This is a genomic window from Nitrospirillum bahiense, assembly GCF_007828025.1.
GTDB lineage: Bacteria > Pseudomonadota > Alphaproteobacteria > Azospirillales > Azospirillaceae > Nitrospirillum > Nitrospirillum amazonense.
Genome location: NZ_VITO01000005.1, coordinates 20,951 through 39,086 on the forward strand (window position 1 = coordinate 20,951; position 18,136 = coordinate 39,086).

General features: G+C 69.6%; 19 protein-coding genes. 4 read left to right on the forward strand and 15 right to left on the reverse strand.

Annotated features, from left to right (window positions below; all coding sequences use genetic code 11):
* The first annotated feature begins 18 nt into the window (after positions 1-18).
* The 4 genes from FBZ88_RS08565 to FBZ88_RS08580 all read left to right on the forward strand — a co-directional run bounded on the left by FBZ88_RS08565 (position 19) and on the right by FBZ88_RS08580 (position 6,120).
* Positions 19-387 carry a hypothetical protein gene (locus FBZ88_RS08565; protein WP_145616432.1) on the forward strand — a complete coding sequence of 123 codons (369 nt, stop codon included), beginning with the start codon at positions 19-21 and terminating at the stop codon, positions 385-387.
* 107 nt (positions 388-494) lie between these two features.
* A complete protein-coding gene (locus FBZ88_RS08570) occupies positions 495-1,766 on the forward strand; it encodes a TolC family protein (RefSeq protein WP_145616433.1) in 1,272 nt (423 codons plus the stop codon).
* Positions 1,763-3,007, forward strand: a complete 1,245-nt coding sequence (locus FBZ88_RS08575) for an efflux RND transporter periplasmic adaptor subunit (protein WP_145616434.1) — start codon at positions 1,763-1,765, stop codon at positions 3,005-3,007. Before FBZ88_RS08570 ends, FBZ88_RS08575 begins: the two co-directional genes overlap by 4 nt.
* Positions 3,004-6,120: an efflux RND transporter permease subunit gene (locus FBZ88_RS08580; RefSeq protein WP_145616435.1), complete on the forward strand. Its 3,117-nt coding sequence runs from the start codon at positions 3,004-3,006 to the stop codon at positions 6,118-6,120. Before FBZ88_RS08575 ends, FBZ88_RS08580 begins: the two co-directional genes overlap by 4 nt.
* A gap of 143 nt (positions 6,121-6,263) precedes the next feature.
* Here the strand turns inward: FBZ88_RS08580 and FBZ88_RS08585 are convergent, their stop codons facing one another.
* From FBZ88_RS08585 to FBZ88_RS08655, 15 genes are all read right to left on the reverse strand, one after another.
* Positions 6,264-8,453, reverse strand: coding sequence for an NHLP bacteriocin export ABC transporter permease/ATPase subunit (locus FBZ88_RS08585; protein ID WP_145616436.1), 2,190 nt, complete (start codon positions 8,451-8,453; stop codon positions 6,264-6,266).
* Positions 8,450-10,606, reverse strand: a complete 2,157-nt coding sequence (locus tag FBZ88_RS08590) for an NHLP family bacteriocin export ABC transporter peptidase/permease/ATPase subunit (RefSeq protein ID WP_145616437.1) — start codon at positions 10,604-10,606, stop codon at positions 8,450-8,452. Before FBZ88_RS08590 ends, FBZ88_RS08585 begins: the two co-directional genes overlap by 4 nt.
* On the reverse strand, positions 10,606-11,580 hold the full coding sequence (locus tag FBZ88_RS08595) for an NHLP bacteriocin system secretion protein (protein ID WP_145616438.1): 975 nt from the start codon (positions 11,578-11,580) through the stop codon (positions 10,606-10,608). The genes FBZ88_RS08590 and FBZ88_RS08595 overlap by 1 nt, the downstream gene beginning before the upstream one ends.
* A 26-nt stretch (positions 11,581-11,606) precedes the next feature.
* On the reverse strand, positions 11,607-12,458 hold the full coding sequence (locus tag FBZ88_RS08600; RefSeq protein ID WP_145616439.1) for a hypothetical protein: 852 nt from the start codon (positions 12,456-12,458) through the stop codon (positions 11,607-11,609).
* A 12-nt stretch (positions 12,459-12,470) separates the two neighbouring features.
* Positions 12,471-14,711 carry a TOMM precursor leader peptide-binding protein gene (locus FBZ88_RS08605; protein ID WP_145616440.1) on the reverse strand — a complete coding sequence of 747 codons (2,241 nt, stop codon included), beginning with the start codon at positions 14,709-14,711 and terminating at the stop codon, positions 12,471-12,473.
* 35 nt (positions 14,712-14,746) lie between these two features.
* Positions 14,747-15,028 carry an NHLP leader peptide family RiPP precursor gene (locus FBZ88_RS08610; protein WP_145616441.1) on the reverse strand — a complete coding sequence of 94 codons (282 nt, stop codon included), beginning with the start codon at positions 15,026-15,028 and terminating at the stop codon, positions 14,747-14,749.
* Between the two features lie 48 nt (positions 15,029-15,076).
* Positions 15,077-15,370, reverse strand: coding sequence for an NHLP leader peptide family RiPP precursor (locus tag FBZ88_RS08615; RefSeq protein ID WP_145616442.1), 294 nt, complete (start codon positions 15,368-15,370; stop codon positions 15,077-15,079).
* Between the two features lie 8 nt (positions 15,371-15,378).
* Positions 15,379-15,660: an NHLP leader peptide family RiPP precursor gene (locus tag FBZ88_RS08620; protein WP_145616443.1), complete on the reverse strand. Its 282-nt coding sequence runs from the start codon at positions 15,658-15,660 to the stop codon at positions 15,379-15,381.
* A gap of 7 nt (positions 15,661-15,667) precedes the next feature.
* Entirely contained in the window at positions 15,668-15,946 is a 279-nt protein-coding gene (locus tag FBZ88_RS08625; RefSeq protein ID WP_004272677.1) for an NHLP leader peptide family RiPP precursor, read from the reverse strand.
* 87 nt (positions 15,947-16,033) lie between these two features.
* Positions 16,034-16,321 carry an NHLP leader peptide family RiPP precursor gene (locus FBZ88_RS08630; RefSeq protein WP_145616444.1) on the reverse strand — a complete coding sequence of 96 codons (288 nt, stop codon included), beginning with the start codon at positions 16,319-16,321 and terminating at the stop codon, positions 16,034-16,036.
* Between the two features lie 38 nt (positions 16,322-16,359).
* The gene (locus tag FBZ88_RS08635; RefSeq protein ID WP_145616445.1) at positions 16,360-16,614 is read right to left on the reverse strand and encodes an NHLP leader peptide family RiPP precursor; all 255 of its coding nucleotides are present in this window, start codon (positions 16,612-16,614) and stop codon (positions 16,360-16,362) included.
* 83 nt (positions 16,615-16,697) lie between these two features.
* Positions 16,698-16,985 (reverse strand): NHLP leader peptide family RiPP precursor, encoded by a 288-nt coding sequence (locus FBZ88_RS08640; RefSeq protein ID WP_145616446.1) that lies wholly within the window; start codon positions 16,983-16,985, stop codon positions 16,698-16,700.
* Positions 16,986-17,034: 49 nt separating this feature from the next.
* Complete coding sequence (locus FBZ88_RS08645) at positions 17,035-17,310, reverse strand: NHLP leader peptide family RiPP precursor (protein ID WP_145616447.1); 276 nt, start codon at positions 17,308-17,310, stop codon at positions 17,035-17,037.
* A gap of 25 nt (positions 17,311-17,335) precedes the next feature.
* Positions 17,336-17,614: an NHLP leader peptide family RiPP precursor gene (locus FBZ88_RS08650; RefSeq protein ID WP_145616448.1), complete on the reverse strand. Its 279-nt coding sequence runs from the start codon at positions 17,612-17,614 to the stop codon at positions 17,336-17,338.
* Between the two features lie 74 nt (positions 17,615-17,688).
* Complete coding sequence (locus tag FBZ88_RS08655; RefSeq protein ID WP_145616449.1) at positions 17,689-17,967, reverse strand: NHLP leader peptide family RiPP precursor; 279 nt, start codon at positions 17,965-17,967, stop codon at positions 17,689-17,691.
* Positions 17,968-18,136: the final 169 nt, after the last annotated feature.

Genomic DNA, 18,136 nt, shown 5'->3' on the forward strand with positions numbered 1-18,136 from the left:
CCGGGCCACCGGTCAAGGATGGTGGCGGCGTGCCTGCGCGGCGTGGTGATGGTCTTTTGCCTGCTGGCCTTCCTGGGCGGCACCACGGTCCAGGCCATGCCCCTGGACTCGCCTGCGGCCACGCCCACGGCCGCGACGGCCATGGCCATGCCCGATGACTGCCCCATGGCGCAGGTCGCCGGCACCCCAGCCAAGGACGGTCCCTGCCATGGCCTGAACGCCGCTTGCCTGAAGCAGATGGGCTGCCTGGGCATCTCCCTGCTGCCGGAGCGGTCCGGCCAGCCGGGGGCGCCGGCGGTCTTCGGCGTGGTCCTGTTCTGGCCGCCATCGACGACCTTGGCCGGCCTGTCCATCGCGCCGGAACCCTTCCCTCCCATCGCCGCGTGACCGGGGCGCCCTGAGGGCGCCCCCGCGACCTGGGGCTTTGCCCGAGGTCCGTCCGCGCCGCCGGCATCGCACGCCGGCCCCGATGCCCTTTCGGGAAGGGAAGCTTCATGACCCGATACACCCATGCCCGCACGGCCAGCGCCGTGACGGCGCTGGCCCTGCTGCTCGCCTTCAGCCCCCACGCCCAGGCCGCATCCGACCCCGACACGCCAACGCTGGGCGCTGATCTGGACGGCCTGCTGGATGCCGGCCGCCACCTGAACCCATCCCTCCAGGCCGCAGCCTTGGAGACGGCGGCCATGGATGCCGAAGCCTCCGCCGCCGATGCGCTGGAGGACCCCACCTTCCGCGTCAATTCCGATGAGGTGGACCGCACCAGCGGCCCGCGCCTCAACAAGACCTACATCACGGTGGAGCAGGAATTCCCCCTGTGGGGCAAGCGCGACCTGCGCCGCAGCGTCGCCCTGGCGGCGGTGGACGCGGCGCGGGGCCGGGAACGGGCGGTAGGCCTGGAGCTGGAGGAGCGTATCAAGGGCGCCTACGCCCTGTACGCTGCCGCCTCGGCCGCCTTGGCCATCAACGGCGATGTGGGGCACCTGGATCGCCAGATGGCCCGCAACGCCGCCGACCGCTACGCCCATGGCCTGGGCAGCCAGGGCGACGCCCTGACGGCCACGGCCGAAGCGGCCCGCACCGAGGTGGAGGCCGCCCGCCTGATGGCCGACCGGACCGCCGCCACCGCCCGCCTGAACACCCTTCTGGCGCGTCCGGCGGATATGCCGTTGGCCCCGCCGACCGGCGCCCGTCCCCTGCCGGCGTCCAATCCACCCCTTCCGGTGTTGGCCGACCGGGCCCAGGCCGACAACCCCCGCCTGGCTGCCGGATTGGCGGAGGTGCGCGGCGCCGAGGAAGAACGCCGCCTGGCCGCCAAGGCCTGGTACCCCGACCTGACCCTGGGCGTGGGCGCCATCCAGCGCGACAACGGCCCCTCCGGCTATACCGCCACCATCGGCTTCAAGATCCCCTTGCAGGCGGAGCCCAAGCGCGCCAAGGAGCGCCAAGCCGCGACCAAGGCCAACGCCAGCCGGCAGAGCCTGGCCGCCACGGCGGCGGACATCGAGGGCGACTTGGCCGAGGCGCTGGCGGCGCTGAACGCCGCCCGCCAGCAGGCCGGCATCTACCGCGCGCAACTGCTGCCCGACCTGGGCGGTGCTCATGAAGCCGCGCTCGCCGCCTATGGCCGGGGACAGGGCAGCCTGGCCGCCGTGCTGGAGGCGGAACACCGCCTGCACCAGGCCCGGCTGGACCTGCTGCGCATCGAGGTGGAGGGTCAAAAAGCCCTGGCTGCCCTGGAACGCCTGGTGGGAGGTCCGCTATGACCCGCGCCCGTTTCCTTGTCGGCTTGGCCATAGCCCTCGCCGCTGCCCAGGCGGCCCAGGCTGAGACGTCGCCCCAGGCATCTGCCGACAAGGGCAAGGTTCTGTACTACCGCAATCCCATGGGGTTGCCCGACACCTCGCCCGTGCCCAAGAAGGACGGCATGGGCATGGACTACCTGCCGGTCTACGCCGAGGGGGCGGAGCCCGCGGGCACGGTGCGCATCGCGCCCGGCAAGCTGCAAACCCTGGGCGTCAGGACGGCCCTGGTGGAAGAGATGCCGGCCCTGGTGGGATCGGTGCAGGCCACCGGCACCATCACCCTGGATGAACGGCGCCAGGTGGTGGTGACCACACGGGCGGAGGGTTGGGTAGAGACATTGGCCGTGGCCGCCACCGGTGATCCCGTCCACCGGGGCCAGGTCCTGGCCCAGCTTTACGCCCCCGACCTGCTTACGGCGGAGAAGGAATACCTGCTGGCCCTGTCCTTGGCCGCCGACGGCCATGCCGACATGGGTCATGGCCAGCCCGCCGATCTGGTGGCGGCCGCCCTGTCCCGCCTGCGCGCCCTGGACATTCCGGCGGAGGAGATCGCGCGCCTGCAACGCAGTGGCGAGGCCGCCCGCCAGATCGCGATCCGGGCGCCGGCGGATGGCGTGGTCATCGACAAGCCGGTGGTGGCGGGCATGCGGGTGGCGCCGGGTGAGCCGCTGTACCGCCTGGCCGACCTGTCCACCGTCTGGCTGGTGGCGGAGGTGGCGGAGCGCGAGGTGGGCCTGGTGCGGCCCGGCCAGGCGGCCCACGCCACCCTGACGGCCTATCCCGGCCGCCGCTTCGACGGGGTGGTGGATTTCATCTACCCCGCCCTGTCGCGGGAGACGCGGACGGCAAGGGTACGCATCATCCTGCCCAACCGCGACCGCGCCCTGCTGGCCGATATGTACGCCAGCGTGACCATAGAAACGCCGCACCCCGGCGGCGACGGCCCCACCCTGCTAGTGGTTCCGGAGTCCGCGGTCCTGGACGGCGGCGCCCGCCAGACGGTGCTGCTGGACCTGGGCGACGGCCGCTTCCAGCCGCGCGCCGTCCATCTGGGCGTACGGGGCGATGGCGAGGTGGAGGTGCGCGACGGCCTGCGGAAAGGTGATCGCGTGGTGGTCGGCGCCAATTTCCTGATTGACGCGGAAAGCAACCTGAAGGCCGCCCTTCAAGCCTTCACCTCCAACAAGGAGGGCCAGCCATGATCGCCCGCCTGATCGATTGGTCGGCGGCCAACAAGGTGCTGGTGCTGGCGGCCACGCTGTTCATCGCCCTGCTGGGCGCCTGGTCCCTAAGGCACACGCCGCTGGACGCCATTCCCGACCTGTCCGACACCCAGGTCATCGTCTACACCGACTATCCCGGCCAGGCGCCGCAGGTGGTGGAGGACCAGGTGACCTACCCCCTGTCCACCGCCCTGCTGGCGGTGCCCCGGTCCAAGGTGGTGCGCGGCTTTTCCAACTTCGGCGTTTCCTTCGTCTACGTGGTGTTCGAGGAGGGGACGGATCTCTACTGGGCGCGCTCACGCGTGCTGGAGTATCTGAACGTCGCGCAAAAACGGCTGCCGGCCGGCGCCACGCCTTCGCTGGGGCCGGACGCCACCGGTGTGGGCTGGGTCTACCAGTATGTTGTCCAGGGCGCGGGCCGCACCCTGGCCGAGCTGCGCAGCATCCAGGACTGGCTGGTGCGCTATCAGCTGGCTAAGGCCGACGGCGTGGCCGAGGTGGCGGCCCTGGGCGGGTTCGAGCGCCAGTACCAGGTGGTGGTCGATCCGCGCAAGCTGCAGGCCTATGGCATCCCCCTGCCAGCGGTGTCGGAGGCCATTCGCGCCAGCAACCATGATGTGGGCGGCCGCACGCTGGAGATGACGGAGACCGAGTACATGGTGCGCGGGCGGGGCTACCTGCGCGACACCCGCGACCTGGAACGGGTGGTGCTGAAGGTGGATACCGCTGGCGCCGCCCCCGTGCTGCTGGGCGATGTGGCCCGGGTGGAACTGGGACCGGATGAGCGGCGCGGTATCGGCGAACTGGATGGCCAGGGTGAGGCCGTGGGCGGCATCGTGGTCAAGCGCGATGGTGCCGACGCCCTGACCACCATCGCCAGCGTCAAGCGGCGGCTGGCGGAGCTGCTGCCGGCGTTGCCGGAGGGCGTGACCCTAAAGGCGGTGTACGACCGGTCCGACCTCATCGGCCGCGCCATCGAGACACTGAAACATACCTTGTTGGAGGAAAGCCTGATCGTGGCGGCGGTCTGCGTCGTCTTCCTGTTCCACGTGCGCAGCGCCCTGGTCGCCATCATCACCCTGCCCATTGGCATCCTGGCGGCCTTTGCGGTCATGCGGCCGCTGGGCATCGGCGCCAACATCATGAGCCTGGGCGGCATCGCCATCGCCCTGGGCGCCATGGTGGACGCCGCCATCGTCATGATCGAGAACGCGCACAAGCATGTGGAGCGGCTGGCGCCGGGCGAGCCCCGGGGGCCCGCCCTGCTGGCGGCGGCGCGGGAGGTGGGGCCGTCGCTGTTCTTCAGCCTGCTGGTCATCGTCGCGTCCTTCCTGCCGGTGTTCGCGCTGGAGGCGCAGGAGGGGCGGCTATTCAAGCCGCTGGCCTACACCAAGACCTTCGCCATGGCCGGCGGCGCCCTGCTGTCCGTCACCCTCGTACCGGTGCTGATGCTGTTCTTCGTGCGCGGCCGCATCGTGCCGGAGGCGCGCAACCCCCTGAACCGCATGCTGATCGCGGCCTATCGTCCGTTGATCACGCTGGTGCTGCGCTGGCCCAAGGTGACGGTGGTGGCGGCCGTCCTGGCCCTGGCGGCGACGGCCTGGCCGGTGTCACGCCTGGGCTCGGAGTTCATGCCGGACTTGAACGAGGGCACGCTGCTGTTCATGCCCGTCACCCTGCCCGGCATTTCCGTCACCAAGGCAGCGGAACTGCTGCAGACGCAGGACCGCATCCTGAAGTCGTTCCCCGAGGTGGCGTCCGTCTATGGCAAGGCGGGACGTGCCGCCACCGCCACCGACCCCGCCCCGCTGGAGATGAGCGAGACGGTGGTGACCTTGAAACCTCAAGACCAGTGGCGGCCGGGCCTGACCCTGGACGGCCTGGTTCAGGAGATGGACCAGGCGCTGCAACTGCCGGGCGTCAGCAACGCCTGGACCATGCCCATCAAGGCCCGCATCGACATGCTGTCCACCGGCATCCGCACGCCGGTGGGGATCAAGGTGTTCGGTCCCGACCTTGCGGTGCTGGAACGGCTGGCCACGGCGGTGGAGACGGCGGTGCGCGGCGTGCCCGGCACCACCAGCGCCTATGCCGAGCGCCTGGGCGGCGGGCATTACCTGGAGATCACGCCTGATCGCGACCGCATCGCCCGCTATGGCCTGGGCATCGACGCGGTGCAGCAGGTGGTGGCCACGGCCCTGGGGGGTGAGACGGTGACCACCACGGTGGAGGGGCGGGAGCGCTACGGCGTCATCGTCCGCTATCCTCGCGACCTGCGGGGCGATCCGCAGGCCATAGCCACCCAGGTGCTGGTGCCGGTGCCGTCCGGCGCCATGGTGCCGCTGGGTGACCTGGCCAGTGTGGCCGTCACCCAAGGCCCGCCGTCCATCCGGACGGAGAACGCGCAGTTGGTCGGCTACGTTTATGTCGATATGCACGGCCGCGACGTGGGCGGCTATGTGGCCGAGGCGGCACGGACCGTGGCGGCCCAGGTGACCCTGCCGCCCGGCTATCGCCTGGAGTGGAGCGGGCAGTTCGAGTACCTGCAGCGAGCCAAGGCCAAGTTGGCCCTGGTGGTCCCGGCCACCCTGGGCGTGATCTTCCTGCTGCTGTACCTTAACTTCGGCCGCCTGGCGGAAACCCTGATCGTCATGCTGTCGGTGCCCTTCGCCCTGGTGGGCGGCGCCTGGCTGGTGTGGGCGCTGGGCTACAACCTCAGCGTCGCAGTGGCCGTGGGCTTCATCGCCCTGGCCGGCGTGGCGGCGGAGACGGGGGTGGTGATGCTGATCTACCTGGACCACGCCTGGTCGGCCGCCCAGGCCCGCCGGACGCGGGAGGGCGCCCCGGCGTCACCCGCCGACCTGCGCGCCGCCATCCTGGAAGGGGCGGTGGAACGGGTGCGGCCCAAGATGATGACCGTGGTCGCCATCATGGCCGGCCTGCTGCCCATCCTGTGGAGCGGCGGTACGGGCTCGGAGGTCATGCGCCGCATCGCCGTGCCCATGGTGGGCGGCATGGTCTCCTCCACCGTCCTGACCCTACTGGTGATCCCGGCGTTGTATGCCTTGGCGAAACGGCGGGCGGCAAGGTAACGGCAATCCCAGGGGGCGCGGGCCATCCGCACCCCCTTCCGCCTTTGATAAATTTTCGCTCTAATAACGAAGTATAATCAAAATATTTTCACTCCGATTTCCCACGTATAAGACGGATTTTTAAAATAGACATGGCGCATCGATCACACCATCTGCCGCCGCGCCAAATCGGCGAAAACGCCGCCCCGGGCAATAAGGTCGGCATAGCTGCCGTTTTCTACCAGGCGCCCCTGGTCCATGACGAAGATGCGGTCAGCCTCGATGATGGTGGACAGGCGGTGGGCGATGACCACGCGGGTGGCCCGCAATTCCCGCACGCTGTGGGTCACGATGGCCTGGGTGGCGTTATCCAGGGCACTGGTAGCCTCATCGAACAACAGGATACGCGGCCGGCCGGCAAGGGCGCGGGCGATTATCAGCCGCTGTTTCTGCCCGCCGGAGATGACGCCGCCCCCTTCCGCGATCACGGTGTGCATGCCCATGGGCATGGCGCGGATGTCCTGGTCCAGGCCGGCCAGCCGCGCCGCCTCCCACGCGTCGTCCACCGTCAGGCGGGTGGAGGCGCCGATGATGTTGGAAGAGAGCGGCCCGGGGATCAGCTTGCCGTTCTGCAGTACCACGCCCAGTTGCCGGCGCACCGCCCCCAAATCCAGCCCCGCCAGATCCTGACCGTCGTAATAGATGGCCCCGCCCTGCGGCTGCTCGAACCCCAGCAGCAGGCGGAACAGCGTGGACTTGCCGGAGCCCGAGGCGCCGACGATGGCCACGAATTCCCCCGGACGGACGCTGATCGACACGTCGTCCAGGATCAGCGGGCCGTCGGCGCTGTAGCGGAAGCTGACATGGCTGATGTCGATGGCGCCCGTGAAGGGCCGCGGCGCGGCCTGCACCCGGTTGGGTTCGGGCATCGCCTGCAGCAGGGGGCGCAGGCGTTCATAGAGGGGGGCCGCGCTCAGCGCGTTGGTCAGCGCCATGGTCATGGCCAGGGTGGCGGCGAAGAACTGGCTGAAGGCGGCGTTGAAGGCGGCGAAGGCGCCGGTGCTGAGCGGCGTCGCAGCCTCCACCGCCGCGAACAGGCAGAGAGAGGCCAGGACGACGTAGCCGGCGTTGAACACCTCCAGCCGGTTGGCCAGGCGCTGCACGCCAAAGCTGAGCGTCTTCTGCTGGGCGAAACGACTGGCCCATAGGGAAAAGGCGCGCTTCTCCGCCCCATTGGCGCGCAGCTTGGCCATGCCGGTCAGCAGTTGGAAGACACGGGACGCCAGGTCGCCCTGCACGGCGATCATGCGCCGCTCCAACCGTAGGCGCAGCAGGTTGATGCCCGCCGCCGCCGCCATGGCGATGCCGGCCAAGACGGCCACCAGCAGGCCCAGACGCCAATCTATGGTGAACAGGAAGGCGAAGCTGGCCAGGCTGAAGATCCAGCTGATCAGGGCCGACTGGGCGCTTTCGCTGATGCTGTGCAGGATCTGCGTGGCGCCCAAGATGCGCTGCGTCAGATCGCCTGCCGCGTAAGTGCGGAAGAAGGGGGCCGGCAGGTGCAGCACGCGCTGCATCACCGCCGCCTGGACACCGATGGCCGCCCGCGCGTCCACCCGCAGCAGGGCGATGGCGCGGGTCAGCTCAAAGGCGCTGACGCCCAGGGTGGCGGTCAGCAACAGCAGGATGAACTGGCCCAGGCGTCCCGGCTCCCCCGCCGGAATGACCGTGTTGATCAGGGCGCCGGTGGCCACGGGCACGCCCAGGCCCAGCACGCCGCCCAGCGCGCCCAGCAGCAGCAGGCGGGCGATGTCGCGGCCGCTGCCGCGGAGGGCGAAGCGCGCCAAGCCCCATAGGTTGACCGGTTCATCCGGCAGGGGGCGATAGAAGACGAAGGCCTGAGTTTCCAGCCCGGCCGCCTGTTCCGCACCCAGCCGCACCCTTGTGCCGGCGGCGGGGTCCCAAAGCCACAGCCCGTCGCCGCGCGCCACCGGCAGCAGCGCCACGGGCGCGCCGTCCTTGCGGAAGGCCAGCAGGGGCATGGCGCCATCCCGCCACCAGTCGCGGCCAGTCAGGGCCACAACGCGCCAGGCGGCCCCGGCCTGGCGGGCCAGGCTTTCCAGGCGCTGGATGGGGTCTTCGGCGGCGGGGGCCGACACGGCCGGCGTGATGCCGGCAGCGCGGAAGACCTGCCGGCAGGCGTCGACCAGGGCGTCGCCCGTACCCAGCAGGACGGCGGAATCCGCCGCCTGCCCGGCCAGCACCTGGGCCAGGTCGCCGATGGATGAGGCGAACATGCGGCCGTCGGCGCGGGCCTTGTCCTGTAGCCGTTGATCGAGGGGCGTATCGGTCATTGGTCGGTCGCGATCAGGGTGCTGTAACGGCCGCCCAGGGCCATGAGCGTGTCATGGCTGCCCCGTTCGGCGATGCGCCCGCGATCCATGACGATGATCTCGTCACAGTCGCGGATGGTGGACAGGCGGTGGGCCACGATCAGGCAGGCGCAGCCACGGCGGCGCAGGTTGCCGTCGATGGCCTTCTCGGTCAGCGGATCCAAGGCGGACGTCGCCTCATCCAGCACCAGCACCCGCGGCCGCCCGGCCAGGGCGCGCGCGATCTCCAGCCGCTGGCGCTCCCCACCGCTGAAGTTGGCCCCCGCCTCCTCCACCGGCGCGTCATAGCCGCCGGTCCGGGCCGCGATGACCCCGTGGATGGCGGCATCGCGGGCGGCATTGACCATCTCCTCCGGCGGCAGGGTGCCGTCCCACAGGCTGAGATTGTCGCGGATGGTGCCGGCGAACAGGTAGACGTCCTGGTCGACGCTGCCCAGGGTGGCGTGCAGCCGCTCGCGGGCGATCTCCTCCCTTGGGATGCCGTCCAGCAGCACCTGGCCGTCCCAGGGCTTCAGCACGCCGGTGACCAGGCGGGCCACGGTGGACTTGCCGCTGCCCGAGCCGCCCACCAGGGCGACGCGGCGGCCGGGTTCCAGCGTCAGGCTGAAATCCTCGATCAAGGGCGCCTCCAGCCGGCTGTAACCGAAGCGCAGGTTGCGCAGCTCCAGCCGCCCCACCAACGCCCCGCCCTCGGGCACGCCGTCCCCAGACCCGCCAACGGCGGCGGGAAAGTTGAGGACATCGTCCAGGCGGGCCATGTCGCCCTGGGCCTCCTGCAGCTTGCCGGCCAGGCCCATCAGGTTGGTCACCGGCTGGGTGAAGCTGGCCATCAGGCCCTGGAAGGCGACCAGCATGCCGATGGACATGCGCCCGTCGATCACCCGCAGCCCGCCCAGGCCCAGGATGGCGACGGAAACCAGCGCGTTCAGCAGGTTGGGCAGCACGGCCAGCAGGCGGGTGTTCAGTTCCAGCCGCTGTTCGCCATTGATGACCTTGGCCAGATGGCCGGACCAGCGGGCGAAGAAATCCCCCTCGCCGCCCGTGGCCTTCAGGGTTTCGATGGTCTCGACGCCCCCCATGGTGACGGCCATCAGCTTGCCCCGGTCCTGCAGCAGCCGCAGATTGTCATCCCGCCGCTTGCGCGCGATGGCCCTGAGGACCAGCAGGTTCAGGGCGGTGATGGCGATGCCAGCCAGGGTCAGGCCCACATCGTACGTCGCCATGATGGCGGCGTAGAACAGGACGGACAGGACGTTGACGGCGTTGGTGGCGAGATCACCGGCCAGCAGATGGGCCACGCGATCGTTGGCGGTCACGCGCACGCTGATGTCACCGACATAGCGCTGGTTGAAGAATTCGATGGGCAGGCGCAGGACATGCCAGAAGAAGCTGGCGGAGGATTGCAGCGACAGCCGCATTTCCAGGCGCAGTAGTTGCGACTGCTGCAGGGCCGTCAGGCCCATGCGCAGCAGCGCCGTGACCAGCATGCCCAGCAACAGCGGCTGCAGCCAGCCATCCAGGCGCTTGATCAGGATCTCGTCGATGAACACCTGGGTGAACACCGGCAGCGCCAGGCCCGGCAGTACCAGGGCCAGGGTGGCAATGACGACGAAGGCGAAGGCGGCGCGCACGCCGTGCAAGCGGCTGGCCAGCGCCCTGGCCAGGCTGGGCTCGTTGCCGCCCTTCTGGAAATCGGGGCCCGGCGCCATGGCCAGGGTGACGCCGGTGTAGCCGTCGCTGAATTCCGCGTCCGTCACCGTGCGGGGGCCGGTGGCCGGGTCGTTGATGTGGACCACGCCCTTGCCGAAACCCTCCACCACCAGGAAGTGGTTGAAGTTCCAGAAGACGATGGCGGGCATGGGCGCCTGGCGCAACTGCCCGATGTCATAGCGCTTGCCGCCGGCGGTCAGGCCGTAGGCGCGGGCGGCCTTGACCACGTTGCTGGCCTTGCTGCCGTCGCGGGAGACGCCGCAGGCGGCACGCAACTCCTCCAGCGAGACATGGCGGCCGTAATGGGCCAGCAGGATGGCCAGGCTGGCGGCGCCGCACTCCACCGCCTCCATCTGCAGGATGGTGGGGGTGCGCAGCCGGCGCTTGAAGGGAAGACCGGCCATCAGTCGCGCACCCGGCTGGGCGAGGACTTGTCCAGGAAGGGGAATAGCAGGGCGATGGGTCGGCGGCTTTCCAGCACGAAGCTGCCACTGCACAGCGTGCCGCTGCTGATCTCCAGCGCGTCGCCGGCGGGGGAGGACCAGCGGTAGCCGCTCTGCGAGCCTGGATCCGGCACCAGTTCCACCTCCACGGCAATGGGTGGGCCCTCCGGCGCCAGTTCGTCCACCAGGGCGGGGTTGGGCAGCAGGGCCAGCATGCCGGCCTGGGTGGCCGGGTATTTCGACACCGAGCGCACCCGGCCGATGAGATAGCCGTCGCGCTCCCTCAGGCTGGTGACGGGTGAGATTTCCGTGGTCATGCCCGGCCGCAGCAGCTTGGCGTTGCTGGAGGGCGGCAGGTACAGCACAGCGCGCAGTGGGGACTCCCCGTATTCCATGCTGACGATGGGGTCGCCGGGCTTCACGGCATGGCCGTTGGTGGCCATCACCTCCACCACCTCGCCGTCATGGTCGCTGATCACCCGGTGGTCCAACGCCGCCTCGAAGCGCAAGCGGTCCAGTTCCTGTTGAGCCTGGGCGCGGGTTTCCTGGGCGCCCGGCCCCGTGGCGGCCGCGAGGGTGCGCACGTAAGCCTCGGCGGAGGCGATCTGCTGCGCCAACGCCGGGTCGATGATGCGGCCCAGAACCTGGCCCTTGGCGATGTGCTGGCCGGGGCTAAGATGCTCCATGTCGGCCACCACCCCATCGACCACCGCCACGACGTTGAAGGTGCCACCGTCATGGATCAGCACACCGCGCCCCATCATGCGCGACGGCAGGGTGCCCAGGATCGACCAGGCCAGGATAACCGCCAGGATGGCGGCCGACGCCCCCAGGGCGATCCAGGCGCGCGCCGGCGTCACCTGGACCAGCCGGTCCAGCTGTTCCGGCGAGGACAGGCCGTCCAAAGCCGCCTTGCGGAATATCGGATTACTCATGCCCCCAAACGCCCCTTTATCCCGGTTCAGGCGCAGGCCAGCGCCGGTGTCGGCTGCATAAGCTCGGCCAGCATGTCGCGCATGGCGTCGTCGCCGGGGTAGTCGTCGCCCCCGCCCATGACGCGCGCGGTGTTGAACGCCTCCCGTGCGATGATGGCCCGGTCCCGCGCGTCCAGGCCGGCGATGAACTCCAGGCTTTCATCGACATGGCCGATGTCGCTGCCCACGGCGCTGTGCACCCGCAGGCAGCGGGTGGCGAAGACGCCAGCCGGCAAGGCGGCCTCCACCTCGGCGATGACCTCGGCGGTCACGTTCAGGCTGGTGCGTTCCAGGACATAGGCGTAGCCCAGCACGGCGATGGGCTCCGCCGCCTCCGCCAACTCCCGGTGCCGTTCCGCCAAGGCGATCGCCGTGCGGGGGCGGAGGCGTTCCACGAAGGTCGCGGCCGGCAGGCCCAAGGCCTCCATGTCCAGCCAGGCCAGGGTATCATGGCCCGTCTCCTCCTCCGCCACGTGGCGACAGTGGGCGGCGACGGCGTGCTGGCCCCGCTCCTCCAGCCGGTCGGCCGCGCGGCGCATGGCGCCCGGCGTGACGCCCGTGGTGCGCCAGCCGGCGGCCAGGCCGTGGACGTAGCGCAGGAACACGTCGCGCTCCGCCGAGGACGGCCGGGCCCCGGTGGCAGTAGTGGCCGCGGCGGAGAATCCGGCGTACATGGCGCCGGACATCAGCTGCCGGGTCGACCGCGCCAAGCCCTGCGCCGACAGGGCGTCGGCCGGGCTGGCTTGCCATGGCGGCAGACGGTGCAAGCGGAACCGCTCCTCGGAGGCCTCCAGATACAGGCCGCCGGGCAAAGACAGGCTTTCGGAAAAGTCGCTCATGGTCGGGTCCCCTCATACGAAGATGGGAATGGGGTTGAGGTCAGTCTCGGCCAGCGGCCGGTCCAGCCAGCCCATGCGCACCGGCACGTCGTACAGCCGGCCCGGGGCGTAGCGCGCCCAGAAGTGGCGCAGGCCGGGGACGACTACCTTGACCACCGGCAGGCCCAGTTCCGCCCGCGTCTGGTCCAGAACCAGCATCTCCAGGCCGGCGCGGTCCAGGATGGACAGGCAGTGGTTGATGTCGGCCAGGAAGTCGCCGCTGTGCTGCACGGGGAAGTCCTCATGCCGCGCCGGCGCCTGGGCCGGGTCGGGCGCCAGATAGGACTGGTTCTCCACCGTGGCCGTCTGCAGCCAGTGCAGCGTCTCCGGATCCTCGATCTTGCCTTCCACCTCGGCGGTGGCCAGGCCCAGCATCTGGTTCATCTCGGCATAGGCGCGCTGCAGGGCGATACGGGCGTCGAGGTGGCAGCCCAGGCCAAACAGGATGCGTTCCTGCGGGGCGTCGACCTCACGGGACAGGGCCACGAACACCGGGATGCCCAGATCCGACGTCAGGTCCAGCGCCCAGGTCTCCCGCCCATGCTTTTCCCGGTAATGCCGGGCGATGCGCGGCAGGTAGGGATCGTTGAAGGTGTCGGTCGCGACACCCCGGCGGCGCAGGCGGTTGTACCACCACAGGGCGGTGGCATCGCGCTCCACCAGTTCGAAGAAGCCCTGCAGCAGGGCCTCCTCCCGGGTGTTGCCGGCGGCGTTGCCGTTGGAACAGCCCATGGCGTAGAAGTCCGGCCCGCTGCGCCCGCCGTCGACGCCGTAATAGACCAGCTGCGTCGGCAGGTGCTTGAACCGTTTCTCGGTCAGCGACCATAGGGGCGTCCAGTCCACCGCATGGTCGTCAGGCAGTGGACGGGGCGTGATGTTGAAGACCGATTGCCTGGCGTTCTGCGCCTCACGGTCAGCGAACTGGGCCTCGCTGTAACCCATGATCGCGTTGGGGTGGATGGCCTCCCCCGCCGGCCAGTCCCGCCAGGCCCGGCGCACCCGCACCTCATCGCCCGCGATCTCGCCGCTGCTGCGCTCCAGCGCCTCGCACAGGGCGCTGACCTTGGCCTGCGCCTCCGACACGCCCTTGCCGGCGCTGCTGCTGCGCAGGCTGCGCTTCAAGTCGCGCAAGCTGCCGATGGGCCGGGCGGCGTTGGAACCCGCGACATAGACATGGGCCAGCGTCTCATCCGGCGGCGTCGCCGGCTGCAACATATTGACCACCCCAGTGATGGGGCTGACCAGATGCCGATACGCCGCCAGCGTCGCTTCCGGCGAGACGCTGCGGTGTCCACCGTCAGCCTGAAACGCCGCCCGGCCGGCGCCCAACTCCATCGCCCGGGCGGCCGGTTCCGCCGGCGTGCCGCAGGCAGGGCAGAGCGGGTTGCGCGACAGGACATGGATTTGCTGGGCATGGGTCACCCAGTCACGGCTGATCACCTGGCCCTTCAGCACACTGGAAAGGCCCGTCAGGATCAGCGCCGCCTCCAGCGCCATGGCGTGGCCGGTGGCGGCCAGGGTGATGGGCAGCCCGACAGGCGGCACCAGCGGACCTTGGGTGTCCAGCTTGGCGGCCGCCAAGCGATGGGTGGCGCGGTTGCGCGCCAGCCGCCGCTGCAAGCATTCCCAGCAACCGGTGGCGCCAGGCTGGAAATACGGGCCCAGCCATTGCTCCCGCCCGCCGGCCCGCGCCAGCAGCCACGGCCTGCCCGCCGCCAGCGCCCGCGCGTTGATGTCCTGAAGGTCCGGCCGCAGGTAATCATCGGCCAGAACGACCCACAGGTCGGCCATCCCGGGCCGCTCTTCCACCAGGCCCACCGTCGCCAGCGCGGCGCGCAAGGGACCCGCCTCCACCTCGCCGACGGTCATGACAGCGACACGCCGGGTGGCGTGCGCGTCACGCGCCGCGCGGGCGTCGGCACCCGCTGCCTGCCAGAAGCCGACCACCGCTGGGGCCACGTCCCGCATGGGGGCCGCCAGGTGGCCCTGCTCCTCCATCCGCGCCAGGGCGAAGTAGACGCGCGCGGCGTCCACCTCGCCGGCCAGGGCGTCGGCGATGTCGTCGGCCGTGCGATGCCCATCGATCAGGGGCACGATCTTTTCATACGCGGCACCGTGCAGCACCTTGGCGCCGTCCTCGGTCAGCATCAAGACGCCTTCGCCGGGGATGACGGCCGCGCGCAGGTGCGCCTTCAGGGCGGGAGTTTTCAACATGGATAGGGTGCCGCGTTCGTCTGGGTGGGGATGGGTCAGAACATCGGCGCGCAGGCCGAGTGGGCCGCCAGGTCGAAGCCGCCCGAGACCACATCCAGTACCTCGTCACTGAGGTCGGCCGGCCGGGCCGGCAGCACCAGCGTGTAGGTGGTGGCGGTGTTCTCCGCCACGGTGACGGCCATGCCCGCCGGAATGTCCACGCCCTCGCCCCGGAGGATGGTCACAGGGTCGGCCTTAAGGCGGGCCTTGAAGGCGTCGTCAGCCCAGGCCTTGGCGACGACACGGCCATAGGCTTTGGCTTTCTCTTCATGGGTCATGGCGCAATTCCTCTCGCGGTCAGGGGTTGAATGGCTATGCAAGCCCGGTCAAATCGCGCAGTTGGCGCAACACAGGCACCAGTTGGCGCAGTAGGAGGGCTCGCCCCCGCCCACGACGCGGCCCAATTCCTCTTCCGTCAGGTCCACGGGCTTGGCCGGCAGCACCAGGGTCCGGACGGCGTCCGTATCCACCGCCACCCGGACGGTGACGCTGGCGGGCAGATCGACCCCCTCGTCCCGCAACACCGCCTCCGGATTGGCCAGCAGGCGCGCCTTGAAGGCGTCGTCAGCCCAGGCCTTGGCGACGATCCGGCCGGTGACGGCGGCGTTCCTCTGGCTCATCCCTTCCCTCATGGCCACTGCATGAAGCTGTCGTAACAGACGGCGGACAGGACACCGGCCGCACCCTCCAGCGCGTCCTCGGCCAACTCCCAGGGCCGTGTCGGCAACACCAGGGTCTGGACGGTGGCGGTGTCCTGCAGCACCTGGACGAGGACGCCGACTGGCAGGTCGACGCCCTCCTCCCTCAGAACCGCCGCGGGATCGGCCAGCAGCCGGGCCCGGTAGGCCTCGTCCCCCCAAGCCTTGGCGATGATGTCGTCGATCGCCGCGTCGCTTTCCGCCTCCGTCATGTCGGCGTCAAAAAGTCGAGCCGCAGGGGATGACGCACAGGATGGCGCCGGCGGCGGTGTTGTCCAAATCCTCGTCCGACAGGTCGGTGGGCCGGGCCGGCAGCACCAGGGTGTAAGCGGTGCCGCTGTTCTCCACCACGTTGAGGGTGACGCCGGCCGGCACCTCCACCCCCTCGGCCTTCAGCACCGCGGCCGGATCGGCCAGCAGGCGGGCCTTGAAGCCTTCGTCGGTCCAGGCCTTGGCGATGATGCGGCCGCCAACCTTGGCGTTCTCTTCGTTCAGCATTTCCTTATTCCTTTCCGAAATATCGGCGCACCGGGATGGGCGGTTCGGTGGCGGCGTTAACCGCCACCGGACGCCTCGTTCCATGTCTTAGAAGCAGAAGACGCCGCCGCCACGGGGGTCGCCCGGAAAGCAAAGTCCGCCCGCGGCACGATCCAGGTCATCATCGGACAGGTCCGCCGGCCGAGCCGGCAGCACCAGGGTCTGGACGGCGGCGGTATCCTCAACCACCCGGAAGGTGATGCCCGCCGGCAGATCGACGCCCTCGGCCGTCAGCACGGCGGCGGGATTGGCCAGCAGGCGGGCCTTGTAGCCCTCGTCAGCCCAGGCCTTGGCGATGATCTTGCCGGTGATTTTCAGGTTTTCTTCGTTCGTCATGTCACTGTTCCTTGCATGATCCGGCACAGCACCGGATCTTAGAGGGTGAAGCACCAGCCGAAGCCGCCGCCGATGCCGTCCAGTTGATCGTCCGACAAATCGGTGGGCGGTGTGGGTAGGATGAGGTTGAGATGCGTGGCGGTGTTCTCCACCACGCTGACGGTCACGCCCGCTGGGAAGTCGACGCCTTCCGCCTTTAAGACAGAGGTCGGGTCGACCAGCAGCCGGGCCCTGAAACGATCGTCCGCCCAGGCCTTGGCGATGATCTGGTTGAAAATGTTCGCGCTCAGCATCACGCCCTTCCTCGGCATTCCTTCGGGAGGTGATCCGACGAAGGACGCGCCGGAGCGTTCAGGGGTTGGCCGGTCAGAAGGTGTCAGTACGTATAAAGCTTCGGCGGAACCGGGGGCCCTGGAAGTGGGCGGCCCCCGGCCACCTCGCCGAGGTCATCGTCGGACAGATCCGCCGGCCGGGCCGGCAGCACCAAAGTCTGAATGCCCGCAGCGTCCTGGACGACCCTGAAGGTGACACCCTCCGGGAGATCCAGACCCTCGGCCGTCAGCACGGCGGCGGGATCGGCCAGCAGGCGTGCCTTGTAAGTTTCGTCCGCCCAAACCTTGGCGATGATCCGGCCAGTGATCTTCTGGGTGTCTTCATCCGTCATGTCTTGGTTTCCTTCGACTTTCAATGTCGGCGCCCACGGCGAGATTCGGTCAGGGGCCGCACAGGCACATGCAGCGGGGCCAGGGCGTTCCGCCCGCGATGCCCGCCAGGTCGTCGTCGGACAGGTCTGCCGGCCGCGCCGGCAGCACCAGGGTCTGGATGGTGGCGCTATCCTCGACCAAGGTCAGGCGGACGCCGGGCGGCACCACCACCCCTTCGGCCGCCAACGTGCCGGCCGGGTCGGCCAGCAGGCGCGCCTTGAAGGCGGCATCGGCCCACGCCTTGGCGACGACCCTGCCGTATGCGTTGTCGGTATTCCCCGTCATCTCCCCGCCCTCCCCGCCGGATGCCTTAGAGGCAAAAGTCGCTGGACATGACACAGCCGCACCAGCCGCCCGCGACCTCGTCCAGGTCATCGTCGGACAGGTCCGTCGGCCGCGCCGGCAGCACCAGGGTGTACCGGGTCGGCGTGTTCTCCAGCACCGTCACGGTCAGGCCCGCCGGCACGGCCAGGCCCTCGGCCTGCAGGACCGCCACCGGATCGGCCATCAGCCGTGCCTTGAACCCGTCGTCGGACCAAGCCTTGGCCACCACCCGGCCATAGGCCCGGGCGCTGTCTTCCCCCACCATCTCGTTTCTCCTCGATGTCAAACGCCTTGATGCCAAAAGGAAGGTTTGGGCCCCGTCAGATCTGGGCCCGGAACTCAGAGGCTGAGTTCACAGAAAACGCACCAGCTACAGGCGCCCCCGGCGGCCCGGTCCAGGTCCTCGTCGGACAGGTCGGTCGGCCGCGCCGGCAGGACCAAGGTCTGGACCGTGGCGCTGTCCTCCACCACCTTGAAGGTGACGCCGGCCGGCAGCGCCAAGCCTTCGGCCTTCAGGATGGCGGCGGGATCGGCCAGCAACCGGGCCTTGAAGCCGTCATCGGCCCAGGCCTTGGCGATGACACGACCGGTGATCTTCAGGTTTTCTTCCGCGCTCATGCCCATACTCCCCGACATTGAGTGGCGCAGCCGACTGCTTGCCCAATACCGGTCGCCTTCGTACCGTTATTGATGTGGCCATGTACTGGCTGCCGATCTCGAGTGAGAGTATTTACGGGGTCGGATCTTGTCTGTAGAACAAACGCGCGACACTGGCTGTCGCACACCC